General features: G+C 34.8%; 17 protein-coding genes. 8 read left to right on the top strand and 9 right to left on the bottom strand.

Going from position 1 to position 21,514, the window contains the following annotated elements:
• Window positions 1–271 precede the first annotated feature (271 nt).
• Window positions 272–784, top strand: coding sequence for an inorganic diphosphatase (locus VKJ25_RS03025; protein WP_324235145.1), 513 nt, complete (start codon window positions 272–274; stop codon window positions 782–784).
• A 338-nt stretch (window positions 785–1,122) separates the two neighbouring features.
• On the opposite strand, the gene VKJ25_RS03020 is transcribed toward VKJ25_RS03025, so the two are convergent.
• From VKJ25_RS03020 to VKJ25_RS03010, 3 genes are all read right to left on the bottom strand, one after another.
• Window positions 1,123–2,361, bottom strand: a complete 1,239-nt coding sequence (locus VKJ25_RS03020) for a glycosyltransferase family 4 protein (protein WP_324235144.1) — start codon at window positions 2,359–2,361, stop codon at window positions 1,123–1,125.
• A gap of 787 nt (window positions 2,362–3,148) precedes the next feature.
• Window positions 3,149–4,156 carry an exopolysaccharide biosynthesis polyprenyl glycosylphosphotransferase gene (locus tag VKJ25_RS03015; RefSeq protein ID WP_324235143.1) on the bottom strand — a complete coding sequence of 336 codons (1,008 nt, stop codon included), beginning with the start codon at window positions 4,154–4,156 and terminating at the stop codon, window positions 3,149–3,151.
• A gap of 537 nt (window positions 4,157–4,693) precedes the next feature.
• Window positions 4,694–5,356: a DUF3318 domain-containing protein gene (locus VKJ25_RS03010; protein WP_324235142.1), complete on the bottom strand. Its 663-nt coding sequence runs from the start codon at window positions 5,354–5,356 to the stop codon at window positions 4,694–4,696.
• Between the two features lie 1,102 nt (window positions 5,357–6,458).
• Between VKJ25_RS03010 and VKJ25_RS03005 the strand changes: the two genes are divergently transcribed.
• On the top strand, window positions 6,459–7,631 hold the full coding sequence (locus VKJ25_RS03005) for a pyridoxal phosphate-dependent aminotransferase (RefSeq protein ID WP_324235141.1): 1,173 nt from the start codon (window positions 6,459–6,461) through the stop codon (window positions 7,629–7,631).
• 547 nt (window positions 7,632–8,178) lie between these two features.
• The gene (locus tag VKJ25_RS03000) at window positions 8,179–8,997 is read left to right on the top strand and encodes a hypothetical protein (RefSeq protein WP_324235140.1); all 819 of its coding nucleotides are present in this window, start codon (window positions 8,179–8,181) and stop codon (window positions 8,995–8,997) included.
• Window positions 8,998–9,507: 510 nt separating this feature from the next.
• Here the strand turns inward: VKJ25_RS03000 and VKJ25_RS02995 are convergent.
• Window positions 9,508–10,740 carry a tetratricopeptide repeat-containing serine protease family protein gene (locus VKJ25_RS02995; RefSeq protein WP_324235139.1) on the bottom strand — a complete coding sequence of 411 codons (1,233 nt, stop codon included), beginning with the start codon at window positions 10,738–10,740 and terminating at the stop codon, window positions 9,508–9,510.
• 666 nt (window positions 10,741–11,406) lie between these two features.
• Between VKJ25_RS02995 and VKJ25_RS02990 the strand changes: the two genes are divergently transcribed.
• Window positions 11,407–13,026, top strand: a complete 1,620-nt coding sequence (locus VKJ25_RS02990) for a glycosyltransferase family 39 protein (protein WP_324235138.1) — start codon at window positions 11,407–11,409, stop codon at window positions 13,024–13,026.
• A gap of 654 nt (window positions 13,027–13,680) precedes the next feature.
• On the opposite strand, the gene VKJ25_RS02985 is transcribed toward VKJ25_RS02990, so the two are convergent.
• The 3 genes from VKJ25_RS02985 to VKJ25_RS02975 form a co-directional block, all read right to left on the bottom strand.
• On the bottom strand, window positions 13,681–13,995 hold the full coding sequence (locus tag VKJ25_RS02985) for a type II toxin-antitoxin system VapC family toxin (RefSeq protein WP_324235137.1): 315 nt from the start codon (window positions 13,993–13,995) through the stop codon (window positions 13,681–13,683).
• On the bottom strand, window positions 13,996–14,136 hold the full coding sequence (locus VKJ25_RS02980) for a hypothetical protein (protein ID WP_324235136.1): 141 nt from the start codon (window positions 14,134–14,136) through the stop codon (window positions 13,996–13,998).
• Between the two features lie 647 nt (window positions 14,137–14,783).
• The gene (locus VKJ25_RS02975) at window positions 14,784–15,452 is read right to left on the bottom strand and encodes a phosphoribosyltransferase (protein WP_324235135.1); all 669 of its coding nucleotides are present in this window, start codon (window positions 15,450–15,452) and stop codon (window positions 14,784–14,786) included.
• Between the two features lie 485 nt (window positions 15,453–15,937).
• On the opposite strand from VKJ25_RS02975, the gene VKJ25_RS02970 reads away from it, so the two are divergent.
• From VKJ25_RS02970 to VKJ25_RS02955, 4 genes are all read left to right on the top strand, one after another.
• On the top strand, window positions 15,938–16,648 hold the full coding sequence (locus VKJ25_RS02970; protein WP_324235134.1) for a uracil-DNA glycosylase: 711 nt from the start codon (window positions 15,938–15,940) through the stop codon (window positions 16,646–16,648).
• Between the two features lie 697 nt (window positions 16,649–17,345).
• Complete coding sequence (locus VKJ25_RS02965; protein ID WP_324235133.1) at window positions 17,346–18,068, top strand: pyridoxine 5'-phosphate synthase; 723 nt, start codon at window positions 17,346–17,348, stop codon at window positions 18,066–18,068.
• A 28-nt stretch (window positions 18,069–18,096) separates the two neighbouring features.
• The gene (locus tag VKJ25_RS02960; protein ID WP_324235147.1) at window positions 18,097–18,420 is read left to right on the top strand and encodes an MgPME-cyclase complex family protein; all 324 of its coding nucleotides are present in this window, start codon (window positions 18,097–18,099) and stop codon (window positions 18,418–18,420) included.
• Between the two features lie 762 nt (window positions 18,421–19,182).
• The gene (locus VKJ25_RS02955; RefSeq protein WP_324235132.1) at window positions 19,183–19,860 is read left to right on the top strand and encodes a hypothetical protein; all 678 of its coding nucleotides are present in this window, start codon (window positions 19,183–19,185) and stop codon (window positions 19,858–19,860) included.
• A gap of 213 nt (window positions 19,861–20,073) precedes the next feature.
• Here VKJ25_RS02955 and VKJ25_RS02950 read toward each other — a convergent pair whose 3' ends face one another.
• Complete coding sequence (locus VKJ25_RS02950; protein WP_324235131.1) at window positions 20,074–20,529, bottom strand: divergent PAP2 family protein; 456 nt, start codon at window positions 20,527–20,529, stop codon at window positions 20,074–20,076.
• A gap of 11 nt (window positions 20,530–20,540) precedes the next feature.
• Window positions 20,541–21,491 (bottom strand): geranylgeranyl diphosphate synthase CrtE, encoded by a 951-nt coding sequence (gene crtE, locus VKJ25_RS02945; protein WP_483143728.1) that lies wholly within the window; start codon window positions 21,489–21,491, stop codon window positions 20,541–20,543.
• Between the last annotated feature and the right edge of the window lie 23 nt (window positions 21,492–21,514).

Genomic DNA, 21,514 nt, shown 5'->3' with positions numbered 1-21,514 from the left:
AGTCACTGAAATTTTCTGATTGTAGAAAGTCTCAGAATTAGAATTAGATAAATTTCTCTTGGGCTGGAAAGTTTGATGATAAATATCTGGTGAATAAAATTATTTAAAGTTTGCCTAAATATTAATCATCTGTTCCGAGCAGTTTGCCCAGAAATCAATTTTTCCTTTCCCAGACTTTCCTTTCTACCCCTTTAGCCCATGCTGCAAATTTAATTTCTGACTTCTAACCAACTCTTGATATACTCATTTTTAGTTAATATGGAGAAATTCTGTGGATTTATCACTAATTCCAGCTCAACCAAAACCCGGACTATTAAGCGTCCTAATAGAAATTCCTGGCGGAAGCAAAAATAAATACGAATTTGATAAAGATTTACAAGCTTTTGCCCTTGACCGTGTACTATATTCTTCTGTACAATATCCTTATGACTATGGGTTTGTCCCTAACACCCTAGCAGATGATGGCGATCCCCTTGATGGAATGGTAATTATGGATGAACCAACATTTCCTGGATGTGTTATAGTAGCTAGACCTATCGGAATGTTAGAAATGATTGATGGGGGAGATAGAGATGAAAAAATTCTTTGTGTTCCAGATAAAGACCCACGCTACACAGAAGTTAAATCTCTCAAAGATGTAGCACCTCATCGACTAGAAGAAATTGCCGAGTTTTTTAGAACATATAAAAACTTACAAAAAAAGGTGACAGAAATACTTGGTTGGAAAGATGTTGATCATGTAATGCCATTAGTAGAAAAATTCGTTAAAGCAGCAAGTAAGTAGTAATTATACTATCTTCAGAACTACAAAAAATTTAGGGGTGGGTTTTCGAGAGATTTTACTCAAATGAAAATCCACCCCTATTTTTTAAAAAGACCAGTTAATTTTTTAAAAATCGTGAACTTATGGCAGTCATTGTTGGTGTCTAAAATTAAAATAAGGTATAGCCGCAAAGAAAAACTAAGAAGGAGGACAATTTTAATTCTGCTTGAAAGACTACTTTTTCCTTCCTTATGATAATTAAGTTAATAACTAAAACCTGATAGTTGACTGCTCAATGCTTACTTTTTTATTTTTCCCTACTCCCTACTCCCTACTCCCTACTCCCTACTCCCTACTCCCTACTTCCTCGACTCTAAAATTTCAGAAAATAAAGCTTCATAACTATCTAAAGCACTTTTTGATCCAAAATTTTCTTCTGCATATTTTCTTCCTTGTTGACCAAGTTGCTCAAGTTTTTCTGGATTTTCATATAATTCTAAAATAGCTTCTGCCAAAACTTGAGAATCTTCTGGAGTAACTACTATTCCACCATTACTTTCTTTAACAACTTTCATTGCCGTACCTGTATCTGGAACAGAAGCTATTATAGGACGACCACTAGCAAGAATAACAGGAATTTTTGAAGGTAAATTAAAAGCAGTAACAGTCTTTTTTTGTATTACTAAACCAACATCAGCAGCAGCTAACATTTCTGGTAGTTTTTCTCGTGGAACTAAAGGCAATAAAGTTACATTATCTGCTTCATAACTATCACAACATTCTTGTAATTTTTGACGAGCTTTTTCTTCCCCTAAAATAACAAAAGCAATTTGAGATTTTTCTTTTAGACTAGCAGCAGCTTTAACTACTGTTTCCAAACCTTGAGTTAAAGCAATATTACCAGAATAAATAACTACAAATTTATCTTTTAGATTATGTTCTTCTCGGAAAGAATTATTTTTTTCCAAAGGTCTAATAAAATTTAAGTCTACCCAATTAGGAATACAAACAATTCGATTTTTCTTAACCCCTTGTTCTACTAATTTCGTAACAAAATCTTCAGCAATAACACTAATCTTAGCAGCTTTGAAATAAGCTAATTTTTCAACTGCTTGAGCTATACTTAATATCCAACTACCCTTTTTCACCAAACCAACTCTGACAGCCGCTTCAGAAACAATATCTTGAATATTTAAGACCACAAAAGAGTTAGAAAATAATCCGTAAAAAGTAACTGGTAAAGAAATTAATATAGGAGGAGTAGTAGCAAAAATTATGTCAGGTTTCCAACCATTAAAAGCTTGCCATAAACTAGATAAAATAAAACTACCATCTAACAATATTCTATCTAAAAGTCCTGGTTTAGAACCTCTAACATGAATATAACTACGTTGAACTGTTACGCCATTTTTTTCTTCTGTTAAAAAAAACTTCCCTTGATACCCATCATATACTTTTCGTTCAGGATAATTTGGCATTCCAGTCACCACACGAACTTGATGTCCGCGTTTCACAAAACCTTCTGCAAGTTCCGTCATTAGAGGAGCAATACCTATTGGTTCTGGGTGATAATTGTAAGAATAGATAAGAATACGCATAATTTAACTAATTATTGTTGCTACTCTGCAAAAGTAATAATCTTTTTTAGGAGAAATCAGGTATGATTTAATTATTTGATTATTTACAAAAGCTCTTTGCCTAACATTCAGCATTTCTTGCGGAATACTAATCAGGGATTTGGAGACCAAACCCCTACAATTTTTTTCTTACGAATAGATTTCTTATAGCTATATAATAAAGCGTAAGCATTCAGCCGTCAGCTATCAGCAATTAACTTAAGATGAAATGAAGTAGAATCGCAGTATTTCCCAGGTTTAATTTCCATGCTCAAGTATGGTTAAAAGCAAATTGAAATATCCTATAACATTTTCAGAAAGTTTTGGTAAACCTGAATTTTTGAGTAATCCTTTGAAATAGAGAGTTTACTCTAAAACTCTTTATTATTGTGCTTCAATTCTTTAGTGATAAATATAGGAGAAATTAAGGGAATGTTTGCTTCATTAAAAAGCTGATTGCTGAGGTGCTAATAGCTGAATGCTTACAATAAAGCTGATAAATAATCCCTTACTGTCAGATGTTAATCTTCAGTAATTCATCCAACTCAATAAATATCTATAACTCTTGTCATCCCACAAAATTATTCAATACTAAATAATCTATTTGAGCTAAGTTTTTATGAACTACTGAAGTTATCAATTATTAGATTTTGCCAAAACAATTTTCAGGCGTAAAATATCCGGAAATAATTTCAGTTTAAAATCAACAAGTAAAGCTTAAATCTATAAATTATTAAATAAACTCCCACAGTAAATCTATCAAATTATTCTAATAGGCTCCACTACTTTTTTTGAAGAGAATTACTACAGTTTTAATAATTAATTTTATGTCATAAATTAAACTCCAATTCTCTTGGTATTTTAAATCTAATCTAATAATATCTTCAAAATTTTTCACTTGAGAACGACCATTAACTTGCCATTCTCCTGTCATACCAGGTTTAACATCTAAACGTTGCCATTGAGGAACTTCATAACGTTCTACTTCATCAGGAGTTGGCGGTCTAGTTCCTACTAAACTCATATCTCCTTTTAATACATTCCAAAACTGAGGTAATTCATCTAAACTTTTACGTCTCAAAAATTTTCCAACTTTTGTAATTCGTGGGTCATTTTCATTCTTAAAAATAGCACCTTGAGCTTGATTTTTAATTTTACTCTTTAATTCTTCTGCATTTTGACACATAGAGCGAAACTTCCACATTCGGAAGCGCTTTCCCATCCAACCACATCGTGTTTGAGCAAAAAATATCGGACCAGGACTATCAAACTTAATAGCAATAACTATTGGTATAGACAAAATAAATGTAATAAATAACCCTACCAAAGCACCAACAATATCAATCAGTCGTTTCACCCAAGATTTAATCGAAGGATGAGTAATAGGTAGTTGATTTTCATCAGATTTACGATTATTTTTAACCTCTGGTTGTATGGATTTTTCGATAGTCAAAACTTTATCTAATCCAGTTAGAGTAAATACACTCATAACTTGAGAATTAACATCACAAAGAATAAAATCTGTATCTTTTTCTTTGGCTTTTTTGAGGTTGGTAACCAAGGAACCAATACCACAACTATCTATGAAATTAGTATTGCTAAAATTAAGAATAATCTTGCCTGTAGTATTTTCTTGAGAGAAAAGTTCTTGGCAAGTTAACCGAAATGATTCTGCCTTTGACACGGTAAAACGAACAGGCAAATTAATGACAGGAGTTTTTCCTCTAAAAGTTACTTTTATATCTGTTTGTGATGTTTCTGAGGTTTGGCTGACCATAAAATCTTGGTTCCTTTTTTCTACAGTATTATTGTTTCTACGAGGGTTATTTCTGAGAAGATGAAAACTTGAGGTCTCTGACTAGAGATTTCCTACTATAATCAGCTTCATAATTATTACCAAATTATGCTTAAGCGATTTTTATATAATCACTTAAATGGTTAGACCATCCCCTAGTTTAAAATTTTAGTCTAATGACTTAATACTAATATACTCTATTTAATATCTCTTTAATATAGTAATTCTCATGCTGCTGAGGTAAAAAAAAAATCTAGGTTTGAGGGAACAAGAAATAGAATAGAAATAAATTAAGATAAATACCTCATTAGCTTGAGAAATACCATAGATTAGTCTATGCTTACCACCTGGAAAAAGAAAATGTATATAGCCACTAAGCCAAACTACTATTTCAATTAATTTAGTTATTTCCTCTTTATTATAACATCAAAAATAACCAGGATAAATTTGAGTGGGTTATTACTCCCTATCAAGTTTAGTTTTGATTAATTTCCAACTAACCCACCCAATATTTCCTTTCTAGTTGTATATATTTTCAGAACGTGAAGTTTCACGGCTACCTTTAACCCTAGCTTTAGCTTTAGCTGCACCACGCTTGAGAGCTTGAAGTCGTGCTTCATATTTTGCCCTTTGCCGTTTTTTAGGAGTTTCTTCTATAAGAGTTTTTAGGGCACTACCTAGACTTTTATAAGCATTAGGCAGTGAATAACCAAAACGAGTAGCTAGGGCGATCGCCTTATCATCCGCTTCTATCGCCTCTTTTAGATTACGCTCTCCATTATTTCTCTGGTACAGTCTAAACCCAGATATGCCGCACAAAGCTAAGGCCAAAACTAAAAGAAGGCCATCTTGAACCCATAATTCACCAACAGCACCTCCTAAACCAATGGCGAGGGCAGCCATTTCCCAACCATCTCTCGGAATTGTATCGTTTTGAATTCTGGCTACTTCATGCCAGAATAATAGGTTACGTTGGTCTAATGCTAGTTGTTCCCAACGTACTAGGTCAATGGATATTTCTACTTGGTCTTTGCCTATTTCCTCACTACGAATTAGTGTGGGATTAACTTCAATGGACTTTTCTACCATGACCCAACTTTGTAATTCTGGGGGTAGTAAGCCTTTCAAACGCCGAATTTCCGTCATTTCGGCTCTAGCTGTAGTAGTAGCATAAGATGTCATAATTTGTTTGAGTCCTATAGATTTTTCAAAACATATAGCAGGGAACAGGAAACAGGGAACAGAGAACAGAGAACAGGGAATAAGGAACAGTTGAAAAAGTGTTTCCGTGGTCTTTGATTCATTATTAGTCCATGTCCTAACCGCCTTGGCGGTTGCTATATTATCCTTACATATAGCAGGGAACAGGGAACAGGGAACAGAGAACAGGGAACAGGGAACAGAGAACAGGGAACAGGGAACAGAGAACAGGGAACAGGGAACAGAGAACAGGGAACAGGGAACGGGGAACAGGAAACACTTTTTCAACTGTTCCCGTGGTCTTTGATTCATCATTAGTCCATGTCCTAACCGCCTTGGCGGTTGCTATATTATCCTTTCTTCAAATAGTTTACCGTAAGATTTTGGACTATATGTTTATTAAGAGGGAGTGGGGAGTAGGGGAGTGGGGGAGTAGGGGAGTGGGGAAGATGGATTGACGTAATTAAGGTTTGCTGATTAAATATACAGGACTTACGCAAAGCAACGTATTTAGGTCATTGCGAGCGACAGCGTTTCTCTCGGCGACATGAATGGGTCGCAGTCCGTCAGGATAGCAATCTCAAATGCCCAAAACTCGTTCTCAATATGTAAGTCATGATATAAAAGCATTGATATATAAAGATTGTAGGCTTTCTAGGTCTGGAAAAAGCACAAGGTTTTTGCTCTTCAATATGCTAAAAAAGTTAGGATTTTGGTTGACTTTGGCAGAAAAATTAAGTAATAATTCTTTCTCCTGTCTTCGTCTCTTAGGACGAGTTAGGGATGGGTTGACTTCTATCCTCTTTGTGCGGTACAGTTGTGCGGGCAATATCCACACACTACAAAGCTTTACAATTAATATTTGTACCTCATCAAGGTGGAACCCACTGCAATAATCAAAAAATTTTTTCCTTCTAACCTTTTCTTTACTTCTGTCTTCTGCCTTCTGCCTTCTGTCTTCTGCCTTCTGTCTTCTGCCTTCTGCCTTCTGCCTTCTGCCTTCTGCCTTACTTCATTGTAGGTTGAATAATGATTAAATTCAATTTAAAATAAAAGATTTGATTACCTAAATTATAGATAAAAAATGAAACTGGCAACAAGAGTTGACAAAGTACCACTTTCCCTAACTTTGGCTATTTCAGCTAAAGCAAAAGCAATGAAAGCTGAGGGAATAGATGTTTGTAGTTTTAGTGCTGGAGAACCTGACTTTGATACTCCAGAACATATTAAACTAGCAGCTCAAAAGGCGCTAGAGGCAAATAAAACAAAATATGGCCCAGCAGCAGGAGAACCTAAATTGAGAGAAGCGATCGCTCATAAGCTCTCTGAGGAAAATGGCCTAAACTACAAAGCAGAAAATATTATTGTCACAAATGGAGGAAAACATTCTTTATTTAACCTGATGTTAGCATTAATCGAACCAGGAGATGAAGTGATTATTCCAGCACCTTATTGGTTGAGTTATCCTGAGATGGTTAAACTAGCAGGTGGAGAACCAATAATTTTAAATACTGATCGAGAAACTGGTTATAAAGTTACACCGGAACAACTGCGTCAAGCTATTACGGATCAAACAAAATTATTTGTGCTTAACTCACCATCTAACCCAACTGGGATGGTTTATCAACCAGCAGAACTTAAAGCATTAGCAGAAGTAATAGTAGAGAAAGATATTTTAGTTATATCAGACGAAATTTATGAAAAGATTATTTATGATGATGTTCAACATCTGAGTATTGGTGCGCTTAACTCAAATATATTTAAAAATACTATTATTAGCAATGGTTTTGCTAAAGCTTATTCCATGACTGGTTGGCGGATCGGATATTTGGCAGCACCTGTAGAATTAATTAACGCTACAGTGAAAATTCAAAGTCATAGTACCTCCAATGTTTGTACTTTTGCTCAGTATGGAGCGATCGCAGCATTGGAATCATCGCAAGATTTTATTGAACAGATGCGTCAAGCTTTTGCAGAAAGGCGAGAGGTAATTTATGAGTTAATTAATAATATGCCTGGTCTTTCCTGCACTAAACCGGAGGGAGCTTTTTATATGTTTGTCAACATTAGTCAGATTTATAACAGTTCTCTGGATTTTTGTCAAGCTTTATTAGCAGAGGAAAATGTAGCTGTTATTCCTGGTATTGCTTTTGGTGCTGACGATCATGTGCGGATATCTTATGCTACTGACTTAGAAACTATAAAAAAAGGGATGGCAAGGTTAGATAGGTTTGTGCGATCACGAAGCAAAATGTAATTTTATTTTGGCAATAAATTTGGCAAGAAATTTTGACAATCTAGCCTATTTGATAGGGGTAAGTTTTGATAACTAAATGGCATGGCTAATTTTCCATACTTTTAGGTAGACTTGCCCCTATAATTTTGTAAGAGCATTCAGCTATTAGCTATCAGCTTTAAGGAGGAGATTTAAACGAGTATAGAGTTGAAAATAGGCTTTTGTAGTAAGATAAAATTGCTGAATAATAAACGGCTGTATCAAAAACTAAAAGCAATAGCTTAATTCCGCAGTTACTACCCTGGAGGCTGGCTTGTAATTAACGGCCTTTTGCACAGTATTTCGCAGGAAATGCTTACATAATTTTTTTGACAATACTATTTTTTTTTAAGTAATTTACTTATATAGTCATAAGAAATGATTTCTGAAAAAATTGTAGTGGTTGGGTCTCCAAACCAAGCTCAAAAATGGGATTTGGAAACTAAACGCCCTACGTATAGATATTATATCATTTCCGGTTAAATAGTTTATAGATATTTAGAAGAACAATAAGGAGATAGTCAGAATTATGCCCACCATATTATTTATACTCAGTACAATTGTTGGTTGTCTAGCAGGTGTTGGTTTTGCTTATTGGTTATTGGAAAAGCGCTTAAAAAAACAAACTAAAAATTATGAAAAAAAATTACGAGAAACTCAGGATAAAATCTACGATATCGAGGACGCACAAAAACAGGAAGTTAAATTATTACATACTGAATATCAAGATAAAATAAAACAATTAGAAATAGATAATCAGAAACATAAGATAGAGACAGTTAAACTTGAAAATCAACTAAAGGAGAAAATTAAATTATTAGAAACTAAACATATAGAAAAATTAGCATTAACCGAATCTAAAACCCAAGAAACAATAGAAGAGTTAACAGATAGATATTCTCATCAAATCACAGATTTAGAAATAAGTTATCAACAGAAACTTCAAGAAAATAATCAATTTTGGCAAATGGAATATCAGCAAAAATTTCAAGAATTAGAAGCAATTAATCAGCAAAAAATTAAACAGTTAACTAAATCTTTGGCCAAAAAATATCGGCAAGAAATTGCTCTTTTAGAGAATAAACATCAACAAAGGCTGACAGAAACTATTAAATCTTTAGAAGGAAAACATCAACATCATTTCCAAAATAAAATCAAGGAATTAGAAGCAAGTCATCAAGAATCAAGGTTAAAAACTATACAATATATAACTAATGAACATGATCGTCAGCTTCAGCAAAAAATTCAAGAATTAAAACAAAACTATGAAATTCAGCTTCAAGGAATTGTTAAATCTCTTAAAATTAAGCATCAACATCAAATTAATGTACTGACAAAATCAAAATAATTAGGGTAGGGAGTAATGGACTGTTTCATCTAAAATGGTGCATTAGGGAGTAGGGAGGTAGGGGAGTAGGGGAGTAGGGGAGTAGGGGAGAAACATTTTTGTAACCTACAGCTATTGCACCATTTAAGGTGAAACAATCGACTAGGGAGTAGTTAGGAGTCAGGAGAAGCGGGGAGTTATAGCAGAGAAACTAGGTTTATTAGATACCCCACTATACTAATACCATTTCTCAAAAACTTTTCTACATTTGATTAAGCAGGGGAGTAGGGGAGCAAGGGAGTGGAGGAGAAGTCAACATCATAAAAATTAACATTAACTTAGCTGAAATTGGTAAAAAATGATTTGGTTTGTGGTAATTATTTGATAACTGAAGTATTCCTCAAATATAGCAATAATGCATGGGAATTGGTATAACTTCCCGCTGCTCCTAACTTTTTAGGGATGTTCCATAGAACGTCCCTACTCCCCAGCTCCCTACTACCCCACTCTCTACTTCCTACTCCCTACTCCCTACTCCCTATCCTTAAACTTTTGAATTAAAATTATGGTGTCTTGATAAGCATTAAATCTGCCACCTTGCTGATAAAGTTCTGCTGCTTTTTGTAAATCTTTTATTGCTTGCTGAAGTTGTTTATTTGCTTGTTCCTTATCTTCAATTTTTTGATAAGTTACACTATTATGATAATAAGCAATAGCACGATTATAATAAGCATCAGCATAACCAGGATTAAGTTCAATAGCTTTAGTATAATCTTTAATTGGATTAGGACCTCTAGTTATTAGTTCGTTATGATTCAATAATGAACTTCGAGCAATACCCAAATTAAAATATATTTCTGGACTGTTAGGTTCTTTTTGTAAAGCAAGATTAAAATTAGTGATCGCTTCCCAAGCATCTCCCTGATCCAAATAAGTTATACCCTTAAAATATAGAGCTTCAGAACTTTGAGGATTAACGATGGAAATAGGATTACTATCTGTGGGAGTATCATCCAAAATTAAGTCTAATGGATTAATACCAGCAGCAGATAATTTTCTAATAAAACTATTAATAGGAACTGCTGCATTAAACCCAGTTTTAATTGGTGCTACATCCCCAGAATTAGTTTGAGCAAAACCAAATTCACCTTGTCCATGAATACCAATAACACGACCATCGGCATCAAAAACCGGACCTCCACTCATGCCACTCCAAGTAACAGCTTGGTAACGTAAAGTATAACCTGCGGGGCGAGTTTTTGGGCGACTGGTTACTAATCCTGGAGATAATTCTGGGGCTCTATCTGTACCAAATAAACCACCAGTTGCCGGATAACCAAAAACATATATTTGGGAACCAATAACTGATTGTTCAGAATTACCTAAAGTTGCTACTGGATAAGGATCGGGACTTTTAAATTTAACTATTGCTAAATCTGGTTCTTCATCAGTTGTTTGTAAATTGACTATATCAATTACTGGATAGTCTTTTTCTTGATTAGTTCTAACAGTATATTTAATAGTAGAATCTTGAACAACATGATTAACAGTTAGGACAGTGTAAATATGATCATTTTTAGCAATAATTATTCCTGAACCGTCACCTAAATTACTATTAATTTGTACAGTAATTGGTGCTGCAATTTCTGCTACTTCTTGAGCAGTTTTGGCAGTTGCTATGGTCGGGATAGTAATAATAATTGCTGCTACAGTTGCAGTACCAAGTAAACAATTATTGAGAGAATTAGACTGAGAGAAAATCATAGTTTTAGAGTGCTATAATCTAGACAAGTTAAATATTTTGGATATCTATTGACTATACTTGTTGACGTAAATTTAGATAAATTTGTTCTCGGCATTAGAAAGTGTTGACTTTTAAGTTTTTAATTTTAACTTCTATTAAATGGTATAACTCAGATATATTGGATAGCGCTGACCTACTTATATGATCTTTTAGTATTACCTAAAGTTAAGTAAAAAATATATTCAAAATCAACCATATTGTCATAATCAAAACTTTGTAGGGATGTTCCATGGAACATCCCCACTAGACATCTCCAAAAATCAAAAATCAAATCAATTCTTATCCATAAATTATCAATTCTTTCTTCCTGTTTCCTGTTCCCTCTTTTCTGGAGATATCTACTGTGGTTTACTGAAATGGAAAGCGCTGTATCTATATACTTGACATAATAAAGAAGGTTTGAATTCTCTTATTTCTAGGAAAAAACCAAAAAATTATGGCAACATGAAATCATTCGTGAGAAAAAACTGTAGGGGTTTGGTTTCCCAACCCAAGTGCTAAGGAATTTGGAGACCAAACCTACAATCAAACTTTATAACCTATTTATCTAGGATTGCTATATGTATTTGAAGCCTCCGATTTTAAATCTAAATCAAGGTACTGATAACTAATAATTTATAACTAGAATGACTCTTAAATTTAACCATAAAGTATTTTTTCAACCCCTAATTATCTTGTTAATTATTGCCATAACTTTAGGAATAGGATTCCGTTTTTTCCACCTTGATAAAAAAGTCTATTGGTATGACGAAGTACATACTTCTTTAAGAGTTGCAGGTTTTAGCCGGGGTTATATTGACCCAGAATTATATCAAAACCAAATTATTCCAGCTCAACAACTACAAAAATATCAACAAATTAAACCGCAAAGCACTTTTGCAGGTACTCTCAAATCTCTAGCATTTGAAAATCCCCATCATCCACCTTTATATTATTTAATAGGTCGGTTATGGATGCAAAAATTTGGTAGTTCTATCACTGCATCTCGTAGTTTACCAGCATTAATTAGTTTATTGTCTTTGCCATTAATATATATTCTAGGTAGACAACTTTTTAATTCCCATTTAACTGCTTTACTGGCAACTATATTTTTAGCTTTATCCCCTGTTGAAATTTTATTTGCTCAAACGGCAAGACAATATAGTTTAGTTACTGTTTTAACTATTGCTAGCAGTATTTTATTATGGCAAGCTTTAGATTCTCGGAGTTGGAAAAAATGGGGATTATATAGTATTGTTTCGGCTCTTGGTTTATATACCCATTTGTTTTTTTCTTTAACTCTTATTTCTCATGGGATATTTGTGATTAGCAATTGTTTTTTATCAAATTATACAAAAATAAATTCTTCTAAAAATAAAGCTAATTTATCAAAATTTCAGCTTTTAATTAAAACGTTACCTCTGGATTTTTTCAGAGCTTCAGTAGTAATAATAATTCTTTATCTTCCTTGGATAATTATAGTAATTAATAATCTGCAAAGAGTTTATGATAGAACAAATTGGGTAAGAGAATCAGTCAGCTTCAATTTTTTAGTAGAAAACTGGGTTTTGAGTTTTTCATCCTTGTTTATTGATGTAAATTTTAGAGATTTTAGTTTTGATAATAATGGCATATATTTACTCAGATTGTTATTTCTAATTATTATTACTTGTGGAATTTATAAAGTTTGTCGTTCTTGTAATCTTTCCACAAAATTATTTATCCTGACTTCTATTTTCATACCTTTTATGATATTAGTAATACCAGATTTAGTGTCGGGTGGACGACACTCTGCTGTCACCCGTTATCTAATTTCTTGTTTTCCGGCAATATATTTATCAGTTGCTTATTTATTGGGGAGATACTTGAGTCAAAAATACTGGCGAGTAGTTTTAGCAATATTGTTAACTGCTAGTATTGCATCCTGTACCCTCAGTGCTTTTTCTGATACTTGGTGGAATAAGGGTTTGAGTTATTCTAATGCGGAGATTGCAAAAAAACTTAATGCTAGGGATACTCCAATATTGTTGAGTGATATAGGCGATAATTATACTAATACGGGAGATTTGATTTCACTTAGTTATTTGTTGGATGATCAGGTGCGACTGTTATTATTGAGTAGGTCGCCTAATTTAGAAATGGTTGCAGATGAGTCGGAAATTTTTGTATTTCGACCCTCTGAAAGACTGGAGGAAGCAATAAAAGGGAAGCAATGGGAATTTCAATCTTTGGTTGGGAGGAAACTGTTGAGAGTGACAAAAAAGTAAGCATAACTGCTCAACAATTAATTGATTTATATCTTCAAGATTCTGTAAATAACCAACATGAACTATCTTTTTCATTACGGAAAGGTACTACATATAGAGTTGAAAAACGATGAGGCCGTCGTTTTTAGCACTATATCTAGAGTCACTGCGTAAATCCTGTTTTTGAAATAATGAATGGCGCGATCGCTCTTAATATTTCAGTCCAGTAGGGTGTGAACCGCGTTGGCGTAGCATTCCGGACTAAAAGCATAACGCACCATGATTATGATACCCGGTTAATTAAAAATGGTAGGTTACAAGGATAAAAATTAATTCCAACAACTCAGGTTTCTGTAGGCATAATGATTAATTATTTATTCAGTTTTCAACATATTAATATGAATAATTCTGAGGATTTTCTATCAATAATCCCTCATTCAAAACAGCTAAATTTAGTTCTTTTTTCGCTGAGACAAAAGTAATAATAGGTAAATTATAAGCTAAACAGAGAGAATTAATAGTACAATCTGCTGCTAACTGAATAGCATCATAACCCCTTAAACCTTAAGTTTCAGCAAATGTCATTCCCAAATTAATAATATAGCAATGTGCGCACTTAATCTTTACAAATTGCAGGAGCTGTCCAATAGCTAAAAGCGTTATATTATCGGCCATTTATTCTCCCTGTTCCCACCTTCTGTGTTCCCTGTTCCCTGCGCGCAGCGCTATACTTTCAGTAATTTCAATAATTTGGTATTCCTGAAGAGTGTCTTGTCTAAGTTGATGATTAATTTTTGCTGCATCTGTCGCACTAATATTTCCACCACGCGATATCTTGGTAATAGCAGCAATAATCTCTACCTGGGTAATAGCAGTAATAAATATTTTATTATCTAAATCAGAATCGAATAAACCCAAAACCCAAGTAGAACCAATTTTACTAATATAACGCTTGACTAATGTACTACTATCTAAAAAATAAATTGTCATTTAACGACGTTCCTCAATAATTGTTTCAGAAATAGGTTTTTCCTCTATTTGAACCAGTTGTCGTTCAGTTATTGGTTGATAAGATGGAGTTTTAATTTCCTTTACAGTCCCAGAATTTATTAAAGATTTATGACAAAGCATCTTCCGGGTCTAATCGATTTCTTTTAGTTAGGTATTGTTGAATTTTTTGATTAAGTTTTTGCAGTTCTTATCGCTCAAGCATCTCAAGTTGATTTATAATTTGTGTAAGGATTACTTGTGTCATAACCTACCTATTTTTTTAGTTGAGGACTTACCCACCAGACCACATATATAGCGTTTAAAACTATTGCGCAATAGTTTTTGAACTCTATAGATAGTACCTTTGCGTAAGTCCTGTAGTTAATTTTTCTTCTATTATACTAAGCATGGTAAATGTTTGTTATAAAAGTGTATACAAAGTTCCTTTGCCAAAATACACTGCTATATAAAGCGGAGCTTTGCCAAGCGCAAAAACACACCCTACTGCATTGCTTCATCTAAAACTGTACAATAGAAAAGTGTCTGGAGATTGCTTCACATTCGTTCGCAATCACAAACAATCATGTACTATTTTAGGTGAAACGGTCCACTACGTACCTCAACCCAACCTACAGCTATTGCACCATTTAAAGTGAAACATCTACTAACACTAGGATTCATCGCCTTAGTCCTATATTAAAAAAGCTAATGCACAGTTTTAGCTGTGTCAGTCTACTATCAATAACATTCATGGGTAAGTTTGATCGTAACTTATAACTGATAACTGATTACAACCATTCCCTTTGCTGCTGCAAACAAGTCAAAGCAACCTCAGTTTCTACTTGAGTAAACTCATAATAAAATCTACCTACACTCAAAAATGGGTGCGGGCTCTCTAACACAATTAAGCGATCGCAACATTCTCTCAACGCTGCAAGCAACTCTTGTGGTGCAAGTGGTACACATATCCAAATAGCATTCGGTTTCTGTAACTGAATAGACTTTGCTGCAGCTACCATCGTCATTCCTGTAGCTATACCATCATCAACCAAAATTACTAACCTATCTAAACAACTAACTCTAGGTTTTCCAGAACTCAGTTTTTCTAACTGAGAGAACGCTTTTTGCTGTGCTTTTTCAATTAGAGAATATTGAACTCCTAAACTGTGTGGTTTTTGCTTTGACCAAACTAAACAACCATCTACCGTCACAGCACCAAGAGCTAATTCTGGATTAGACGGTAAAGTAATTTTCTTAGCTACCACCACATTCAATGGACAACCTAATCGACGAGCAACTGGTACTGCTACTGGCAACCCCCCTCTTGGTAGAGCATAAACAATAGGTTTAAGTGGCCAATCTCTGGTCAACTGTTGATGGCAAAATTCGGTAAAAACAACTTCGGCCAATTTTTCCCCCGCATCAGCGCGATCGCTAAAGATATGGATAGATGACATAATTCTGTCCTGGAACTACTGATAGGGAACACTTAAGTGGGAACAGAAGAATATGAAAGAGTTTCAGGATTTAGAAATGTCCTTACCCTTTGCTTCGACTGTTGTACTAGACTAATACTGTTTTACGGAAGTCAAAAGTCAAAAATAAGACTTGCTCGGCTCAAACTAACTTACAATCTATTTTATATTTATATTCTAATTAATAAACTTCTCCAGAAAAGAGGTATGGAGGGAATGGGCAATGAGCAATAAGAAGAAATCATTCATAATTTATGAATAAGAATTGATTTTATTTTCTATACTCTTAACTACTCCCTACTCCCTTTTTAGAGATATCTAATGGCCTTGAATCTTAAGACTTTCTACCTAAAACTTCTTGACTCTGTAGGGACGTTGCACCGGCAAAAATGCGTTTCATGTCGCGCAGCGAAACGTCCCTACTCCCTACTCTCTACTCCCTACTCCCTTAACTAATAACTGAAATTATGTCTACCGAAAAACAACTTAGTCTTTTTGACTTGCCAAATAATAATGACTCCTCAGTATCTACCCCTGACTCTACCTCCGATTTTAGTCTCATTCCCACAGATGCAAAAATTCCTATTCCATCTGGAACATATCAAACAATGGAGGAAATAAAAGTTCATTGTAACCAATGTCAGAGATGTGAACTAGGAAAAAACCGGACTAATGCTGTTATTGGTAGAGGCAACCCCGAAGCAGAAATTATGATTATTGGGGAAGCACCTGGTCAAAGTGAAGATGAACAAGGTCTCCCTTTTGTGGGTAAGTCTGGGCAACTGCTTGATAAAATTTTACAGTCTGTAGAACTGAGTAGCGATCGCCACATTTATATTTCTAACGCAATTAGATGTCGGCCACCAGAAAACCGAACTCCTACTCTAAAAGAAATAGAAGCTTGTAAACCTTATTTATTAGAGCAAATACGTCTTGTTAACCCGAAAATTATTCTGTTAACTGGAGCAACAGCAGTTAAAGCTTTAACTGGTGATAAGCGAGGTATTACTAAAATTCGGGGTCAATGGATAGAATGGGAAGGAAGACTTTGTATGCCTATTTTTCATCCAGCATATCTTTTACGCAACCCTTCTAAGGAACCAGGCAAACCAAAATGGTTAATGTGGCAGGATATTCAGGCAGTTAAGCAAAAGTTAGAAGAGCTTCTCAATAATTAATAATTAATAATTAATAATTAATAATTAATATAGGATTTGCCTTTTCTTGTAAGGTACATTGATAATCCCCCTAAATCCACCTTTGAAAAGGGGACTTTTTGTTCACTTCGCCCTTTTCAAAGGGGGGCAAGGGGGGATATAAAACTGTACCTTACAAGTATGGGAATTGCTATAATTAACTCAGCCATAAGAAGTGATTTGTGAGAAAAAACTGTAGGGGTTTGGTTTCCCAACCCAAACGCCAAGGGATTTGGAGACCAAAATTAACAATTAATAATTAGGGGTTGCTGAAAAAGTCTTTTAGTAGTAAGGAGGAGTCAGAATCCAGAATCCAGGAGGAATAAGAATTATAGAAGAGGTAGCCATAAGAATCTTACCCTGATTTTCTGCCCTGATCTTGCCCAAAATCCTAGGTTTTTCAACTCAAATCACCTAAAAGCTGATACTTTATTAGTACCTGAAAAGCTTAAAACCTTTCCCTATCAAAACTTTGATATTTATTCAGCAAGCCCTAATTAATAATTACCTCAGCCATAAAAAGTGATTTGTGAGGAAAAACTTTAGGGGTTTGGTTTCCCAACCCAAACGCTAAGGGATTTGGAGACGAAATCCCTACTATAAAATTTTACAACCTATTTATAAGATTGCTATATAATATCAGCTTTGACTACTTAATAATTAATCAGGAGAAAAAAAATTGCCCACTCTTGGTGTCAACATCGACCACGTTGCCACAATTCGACAAGCGCGACAAACTGTAGAACCTGACCCAGTTGCAGCAGCAGTTTTAGCTGAACTAGCTGGTGCTGATGGTATTACTGTCCATCTCCGGGAAGACCGACGTCATATTCAAGAACGAGATGTTCGTATTCTCCGACAAACAGTAAGAACTCATTTGAATTTAGAAATGGCCCCTACTGAGGAGATGGTGGCGATCGCTCTGGATATTAAACCGGACTACATTACTCTTGTACCAGAACGTCGGGAAGAAGTGACTACTGAAGGTGGTTTGGATGTAGCAGGAAATCTGGCGAAAATGAAAGAAGTTGTAGCCCAGTTACAGGGTGCAGATATTCCTGTAAGTATGTTTATTGATGCTGAAAGAGCGCAGATAGAGGCTTCTGTCGAAATTAAGGCTAAGTTTATTGAACTCCATACAGGCACTTATGCGGAAGCGGAGAATGAGGCCAAACGCCATCAGGAATTGACTGTTTTGGCAGATGGATGTAAAATGGCGATCACTGCTGGACTCCGGGTTAATGCTGGACATGGCCTCACTTACTGGAATGTTTATCCAGTTGCTTGTCTGGAGGGTATGGAAGAACTTAACATTGGTCATACAATTATTTCTAGGGCGGTACTCGTAGGTATGGAACGAGCTGTCCGGGAAATGAAATTTGCTATTCATGGCAAGTTATAATTATTAAGGTCTAATTTTATTGATGGAAATGCAAACTTACTATTACATTTTAGCTAGTCAAAAATTCTTACTGGAGGAAGAACCTCTAGAAGAAGTTTTGAGGGAACGGACAAGAGATTATCACGAGAAGGAAAAGGAAATTGATTTTTGGTTAGTTCCTCAACCTGCTTTTTTAGAAGCTCCCGAAATAGCTAGCATTAAAGAAAAATCTCCTCAACCAGCAGCAGCGATTATTTCTACTAACCCTCAATTTATTACTTGGTTGAAGTTAAGGTTAGAGTTTGTAATTACTGGAGAATTTCAAGCACCTTCAGATAATATTCCTGAACCTTTAGCTTCTCTAGCAAATTAAGGGAGTAGGGAGTAGGGAGTAGGGAGTAGGGAGTAGGGAAAAGTGAGAATATTGAATCTGTCTATTTATGTGTACTAACATCCATGAGCTTTAGTAACTAAAAAGCACTTGGTTTTAGGTTCAAATAGCTACAAAAATTATTTATTCTAGCTTGACTATGGGAGAAAAATCAAGACGCCAACTTTTCCAACACCTGTTCTAAAATTCAAGACAGTTCAGTTAAGATTTTTTAGAGGAGTTCTGTAATCTAAAGAGCTAAAGGTTTTGTAAATTATGAGCTTTGATCTTACTTAAGGTATTTGGATAAAATTAGTTATATACAATATAAATTGTCGGTTGGTAAGGATTACTCAAAGAGCTAATCAAAAACCAAAATCTAGTTCAATATATATCAATATCAATATATAAATAATTTTGTCTAATTCCCGATCAGAAACGCATTTCTCTATCATTAATATTCATTCATTTCTCCTAACTAGGGCTTCCTGATTAAATCTCGCTCCCATTTATAGGTAAAGGTAAGTGCCTTTTTAGGTTGTGAAAAAGTAAACGGTTTTTAGTTATTCATACACGGCGAAAAATCAAAAAGGAACAGATTTTGGATAGATAAGCACAGAAAAATCAGGGTAAAGTTATCCATCCTACTTTCTCTCTCTTCCCACTCTCCTCACCTTTCCCACACTTCGCACTTCTCACCCCTTACACTCTGCTTTTTTCAAACCCTAACTATTCCCCACTCCCCACTCCCTAAATTAAACTGAAATGACTGATACTCAACTGCAACAAAACAAACCTTGGTTGGGGAGACTACAAAAATTAATAGTCTCAATTTTTTTATGCTCGTTATTCTTGACACTTGAGCAAAAATATGCTATTGCTATAGATGATTGTCAATCTCCTGGTAGTGGTGAATACTTATTAGTAATAGTTACAACGACACCTGAAAATCAAGATATAGTTCGTCGCACCTTACCACCAGATATTATAATAAATGTCTGTCGCTACATTAGTCTGACTGTTAGTAGTATTCGGGGTTTTGATGACAAAGATGTAGCCAGTGATTGGGCAAAATATGTTCAAGATATTGTCGGGTTGCCTGCTTATGTAGTTAAACCGAGTCAGGAGACTAAACCTCCTAATAACCGTTTAGCTGCACCTCCAGAAATAGGTTTTAATCCTGAACCTTTAGGAAGTGGCTATGCTGTTTTAGTGGATTATAATAATCAACCAGAAATAGCTTTACAGTTAGAAAGAAGTTTGGGACGTAATCTTGGTTTAGTTGCTTATGGGCAAAAACCTTTCTTATTAGTAACCTATACCAAGAAACATAAAACTGCTACAAATAGTATGTTCAATTTAAGCGATCGCGGATTTTTAGTTTTTATTGTAGATAGTAGTAAAGTAACATTAATTAGTCCTAAAATTCAATTACCTAATTAATAGGTAGTTGTGTAGAATTGATTTTCTACTGGAGAGAAGGAATAGAAAAGATAGAGAAATAATTGATAATTTCTTGATTAGATTGGATATATCTAATACTAATAATGTGTAATTAATCTTACTAATAGACTTATACAATCAATTTTGCATAAGCAGTAATGTAACGCAAAAAAAATTTAACTTTATAGTTGTTTGACCAGAAAAAGATTTTATTTAATAGCTAAAACTCCCTACCCAAGATACAATTACTCCCAAACAAAAACCTGCTATAACCTGTACAGGAGTATGACCCAACAATTCTTTGAGACGCTCTTGATTAAGATGATGGTCTTCTTGAAACAATTCATCCGTTATTTGATTGAGAATTTTAGCTTGTAAACCTGCAGCTTGACGGACTCCGGCCGCATCATACATCACGATAATAGCAAAAACTAAAGCCAGGGCAAACTCTGGACTACCCCAACCTTCTGTTTGACCTACACCTACTGCCAATGCTACTACAAATGCTGAATGGGAACTAGGCATCCCTCCACTTGCGAATAAAGCTTTGAGATTAATCTTGCGATATTGAAATAGCTCTACAACCATCTTCAAAAATTGAGCTATAAAACAAGCTAGGAGAGCAACCCATAGAACATGGTTATTCATAATTTCACCAATATTCTCCATGTTAACCCCCTCTAGTTAGTACGGCTGACTATATAATCTGCTAAGGATGTTAGTGGCATTGCCTTTTCTCCAAAAACTTCTAATTCTGCCTTGGCATTCTGAACCAATATTTGAGCTTGAGAGCGAGATTTTTCTAATCCCCAAATTGACGGATAGGTAGCTTTTTGAGCTGCGATATCCTTTCCAGCAGTTTTCCCTAATTCTTCTGTAGTAGCAGTAATATCTAGAATATCATCTACTATTTGAAAAGCTAAACCAATATTTTGAGCATAGCAGGAAAGTCTGTCTAAACTATCTTGAGAAGCACTTGCCAGTATAGCTCCGCAAAGCACACTAGCTTCTAAAAGAGCCCCTGTTTTATGAGTATGAATAAAACTTAGGGTTTCTTCAGATACTTCTGCAAGACCTTCGGAATCTAAGTCCACTACTTGGCCTCCCACTAAACCTGCTGCTCCAACAGCTTTTCCTAACTTAGCAATGACTTCTAAGACTTTTTGTGGTAATACATTTTTAGTTTGAGCAGCCACAAATTCAAAAGCATAAGCTAGTAAACCATCTCCTGCCAAAATTGCAATATCTTCACCATAGACTTTATGATTAGTTAATTTGCCTCGGCGATAGTCATCATCATCCATTGCGGGTAAATCATCATGGATCAAGGACATGGTGTGGATCATTTCTAATGCACAAGCAGTAGGCATTGCCATTTCTATATTTCCACCTACTAATTCACAGGTAGCTAAACAGAGAATTGGACGTAAGCGCTTACCACCTGCTAGGAGAGAGTAGCGCATTGCCTCATAGATTTTTTCTGGATATATTATAGTAATAGAATTGTCAAGAGCTTTTTCCACTAGAGCTTTTTGCTCTTTTAAATAGGTAGATAGGTCAAAAGTTGTATCTATTTGTAATTGAGAGACCATAGGATTAAGTTGGTGGCCATTATTTGGCATTAGCACCATAAATTATACACTTTATTGTTTCA

This window comes from Okeania sp. (assembly GCF_035285525.1).
Lineage (GTDB): Bacteria > Cyanobacteriota > Cyanobacteriia > Cyanobacteriales > Microcoleaceae > Trichodesmium.
The sequence above is the reverse complement of the archived record's forward strand: the minus strand, read 5'-3'. Positions and strand labels throughout refer to the sequence as shown.

Bases quoted from the DNA above. Each gene is read 5' to 3' on its own strand.
- VKJ25_RS03005 (WP_324235141.1), top strand. From the start codon at position 6,459: ATGAAACTGGCAACAAGAGTTGACAAAGTACCACTTTCCCTAACTTTG.
- VKJ25_RS02995 (WP_324235139.1), bottom strand. From the start codon at position 10,740: ATGATTTTCTCTCAGTCTAATTCTCTCAATAATTGTTTACTTGGTACT.
- VKJ25_RS02960 (WP_324235147.1), top strand. From the start codon at position 18,097: ATGCAAACTTACTATTACATTTTAGCTAGTCAAAAATTCTTACTGGAG.
- VKJ25_RS03010 (WP_324235142.1), bottom strand. From the start codon at position 5,356: ATGACATCTTATGCTACTACTACAGCTAGAGCCGAAATGACGGAAATT.
- VKJ25_RS02970 (WP_324235134.1), top strand. From the start codon at position 15,938: ATGTCTACCGAAAAACAACTTAGTCTTTTTGACTTGCCAAATAATAAT.
- VKJ25_RS03015 (WP_324235143.1), bottom strand. From the start codon at position 4,156: ATGGTCAGCCAAACCTCAGAAACATCACAAACAGATATAAAAGTAACT.
- crtE (WP_483143728.1), bottom strand. From the start codon at position 21,491: ATGGTGCTAATGCCAAATAATGGCCACCAACTTAATCCTATGGTCTCT.
- VKJ25_RS03020 (WP_324235144.1), bottom strand. From the start codon at position 2,361: ATGCGTATTCTTATCTATTCTTACAATTATCACCCAGAACCAATAGGT.
- VKJ25_RS02990 (WP_324235138.1), top strand. From the start codon at position 11,407: ATGACTCTTAAATTTAACCATAAAGTATTTTTTCAACCCCTAATTATC.
- VKJ25_RS02955 (WP_324235132.1), top strand. From the start codon at position 19,183: ATGACTGATACTCAACTGCAACAAAACAAACCTTGGTTGGGGAGACTA.
- VKJ25_RS02985 (WP_324235137.1), bottom strand. From the start codon at position 13,995: ATGACAATTTATTTTTTAGATAGTAGTACATTAGTCAAGCGTTATATT.
- VKJ25_RS02980 (WP_324235136.1), bottom strand. From the start codon at position 14,136: ATGCTTTGTCATAAATCTTTAATAAATTCTGGGACTGTAAAGGAAATT.
- VKJ25_RS02950 (WP_324235131.1), bottom strand. From the start codon at position 20,529: ATGGAGAATATTGGTGAAATTATGAATAACCATGTTCTATGGGTTGCT.
- VKJ25_RS03000 (WP_324235140.1), top strand. From the start codon at position 8,179: ATGCCCACCATATTATTTATACTCAGTACAATTGTTGGTTGTCTAGCA.
- VKJ25_RS02975 (WP_324235135.1), bottom strand. From the start codon at position 15,452: ATGTCATCTATCCATATCTTTAGCGATCGCGCTGATGCGGGGGAAAAA.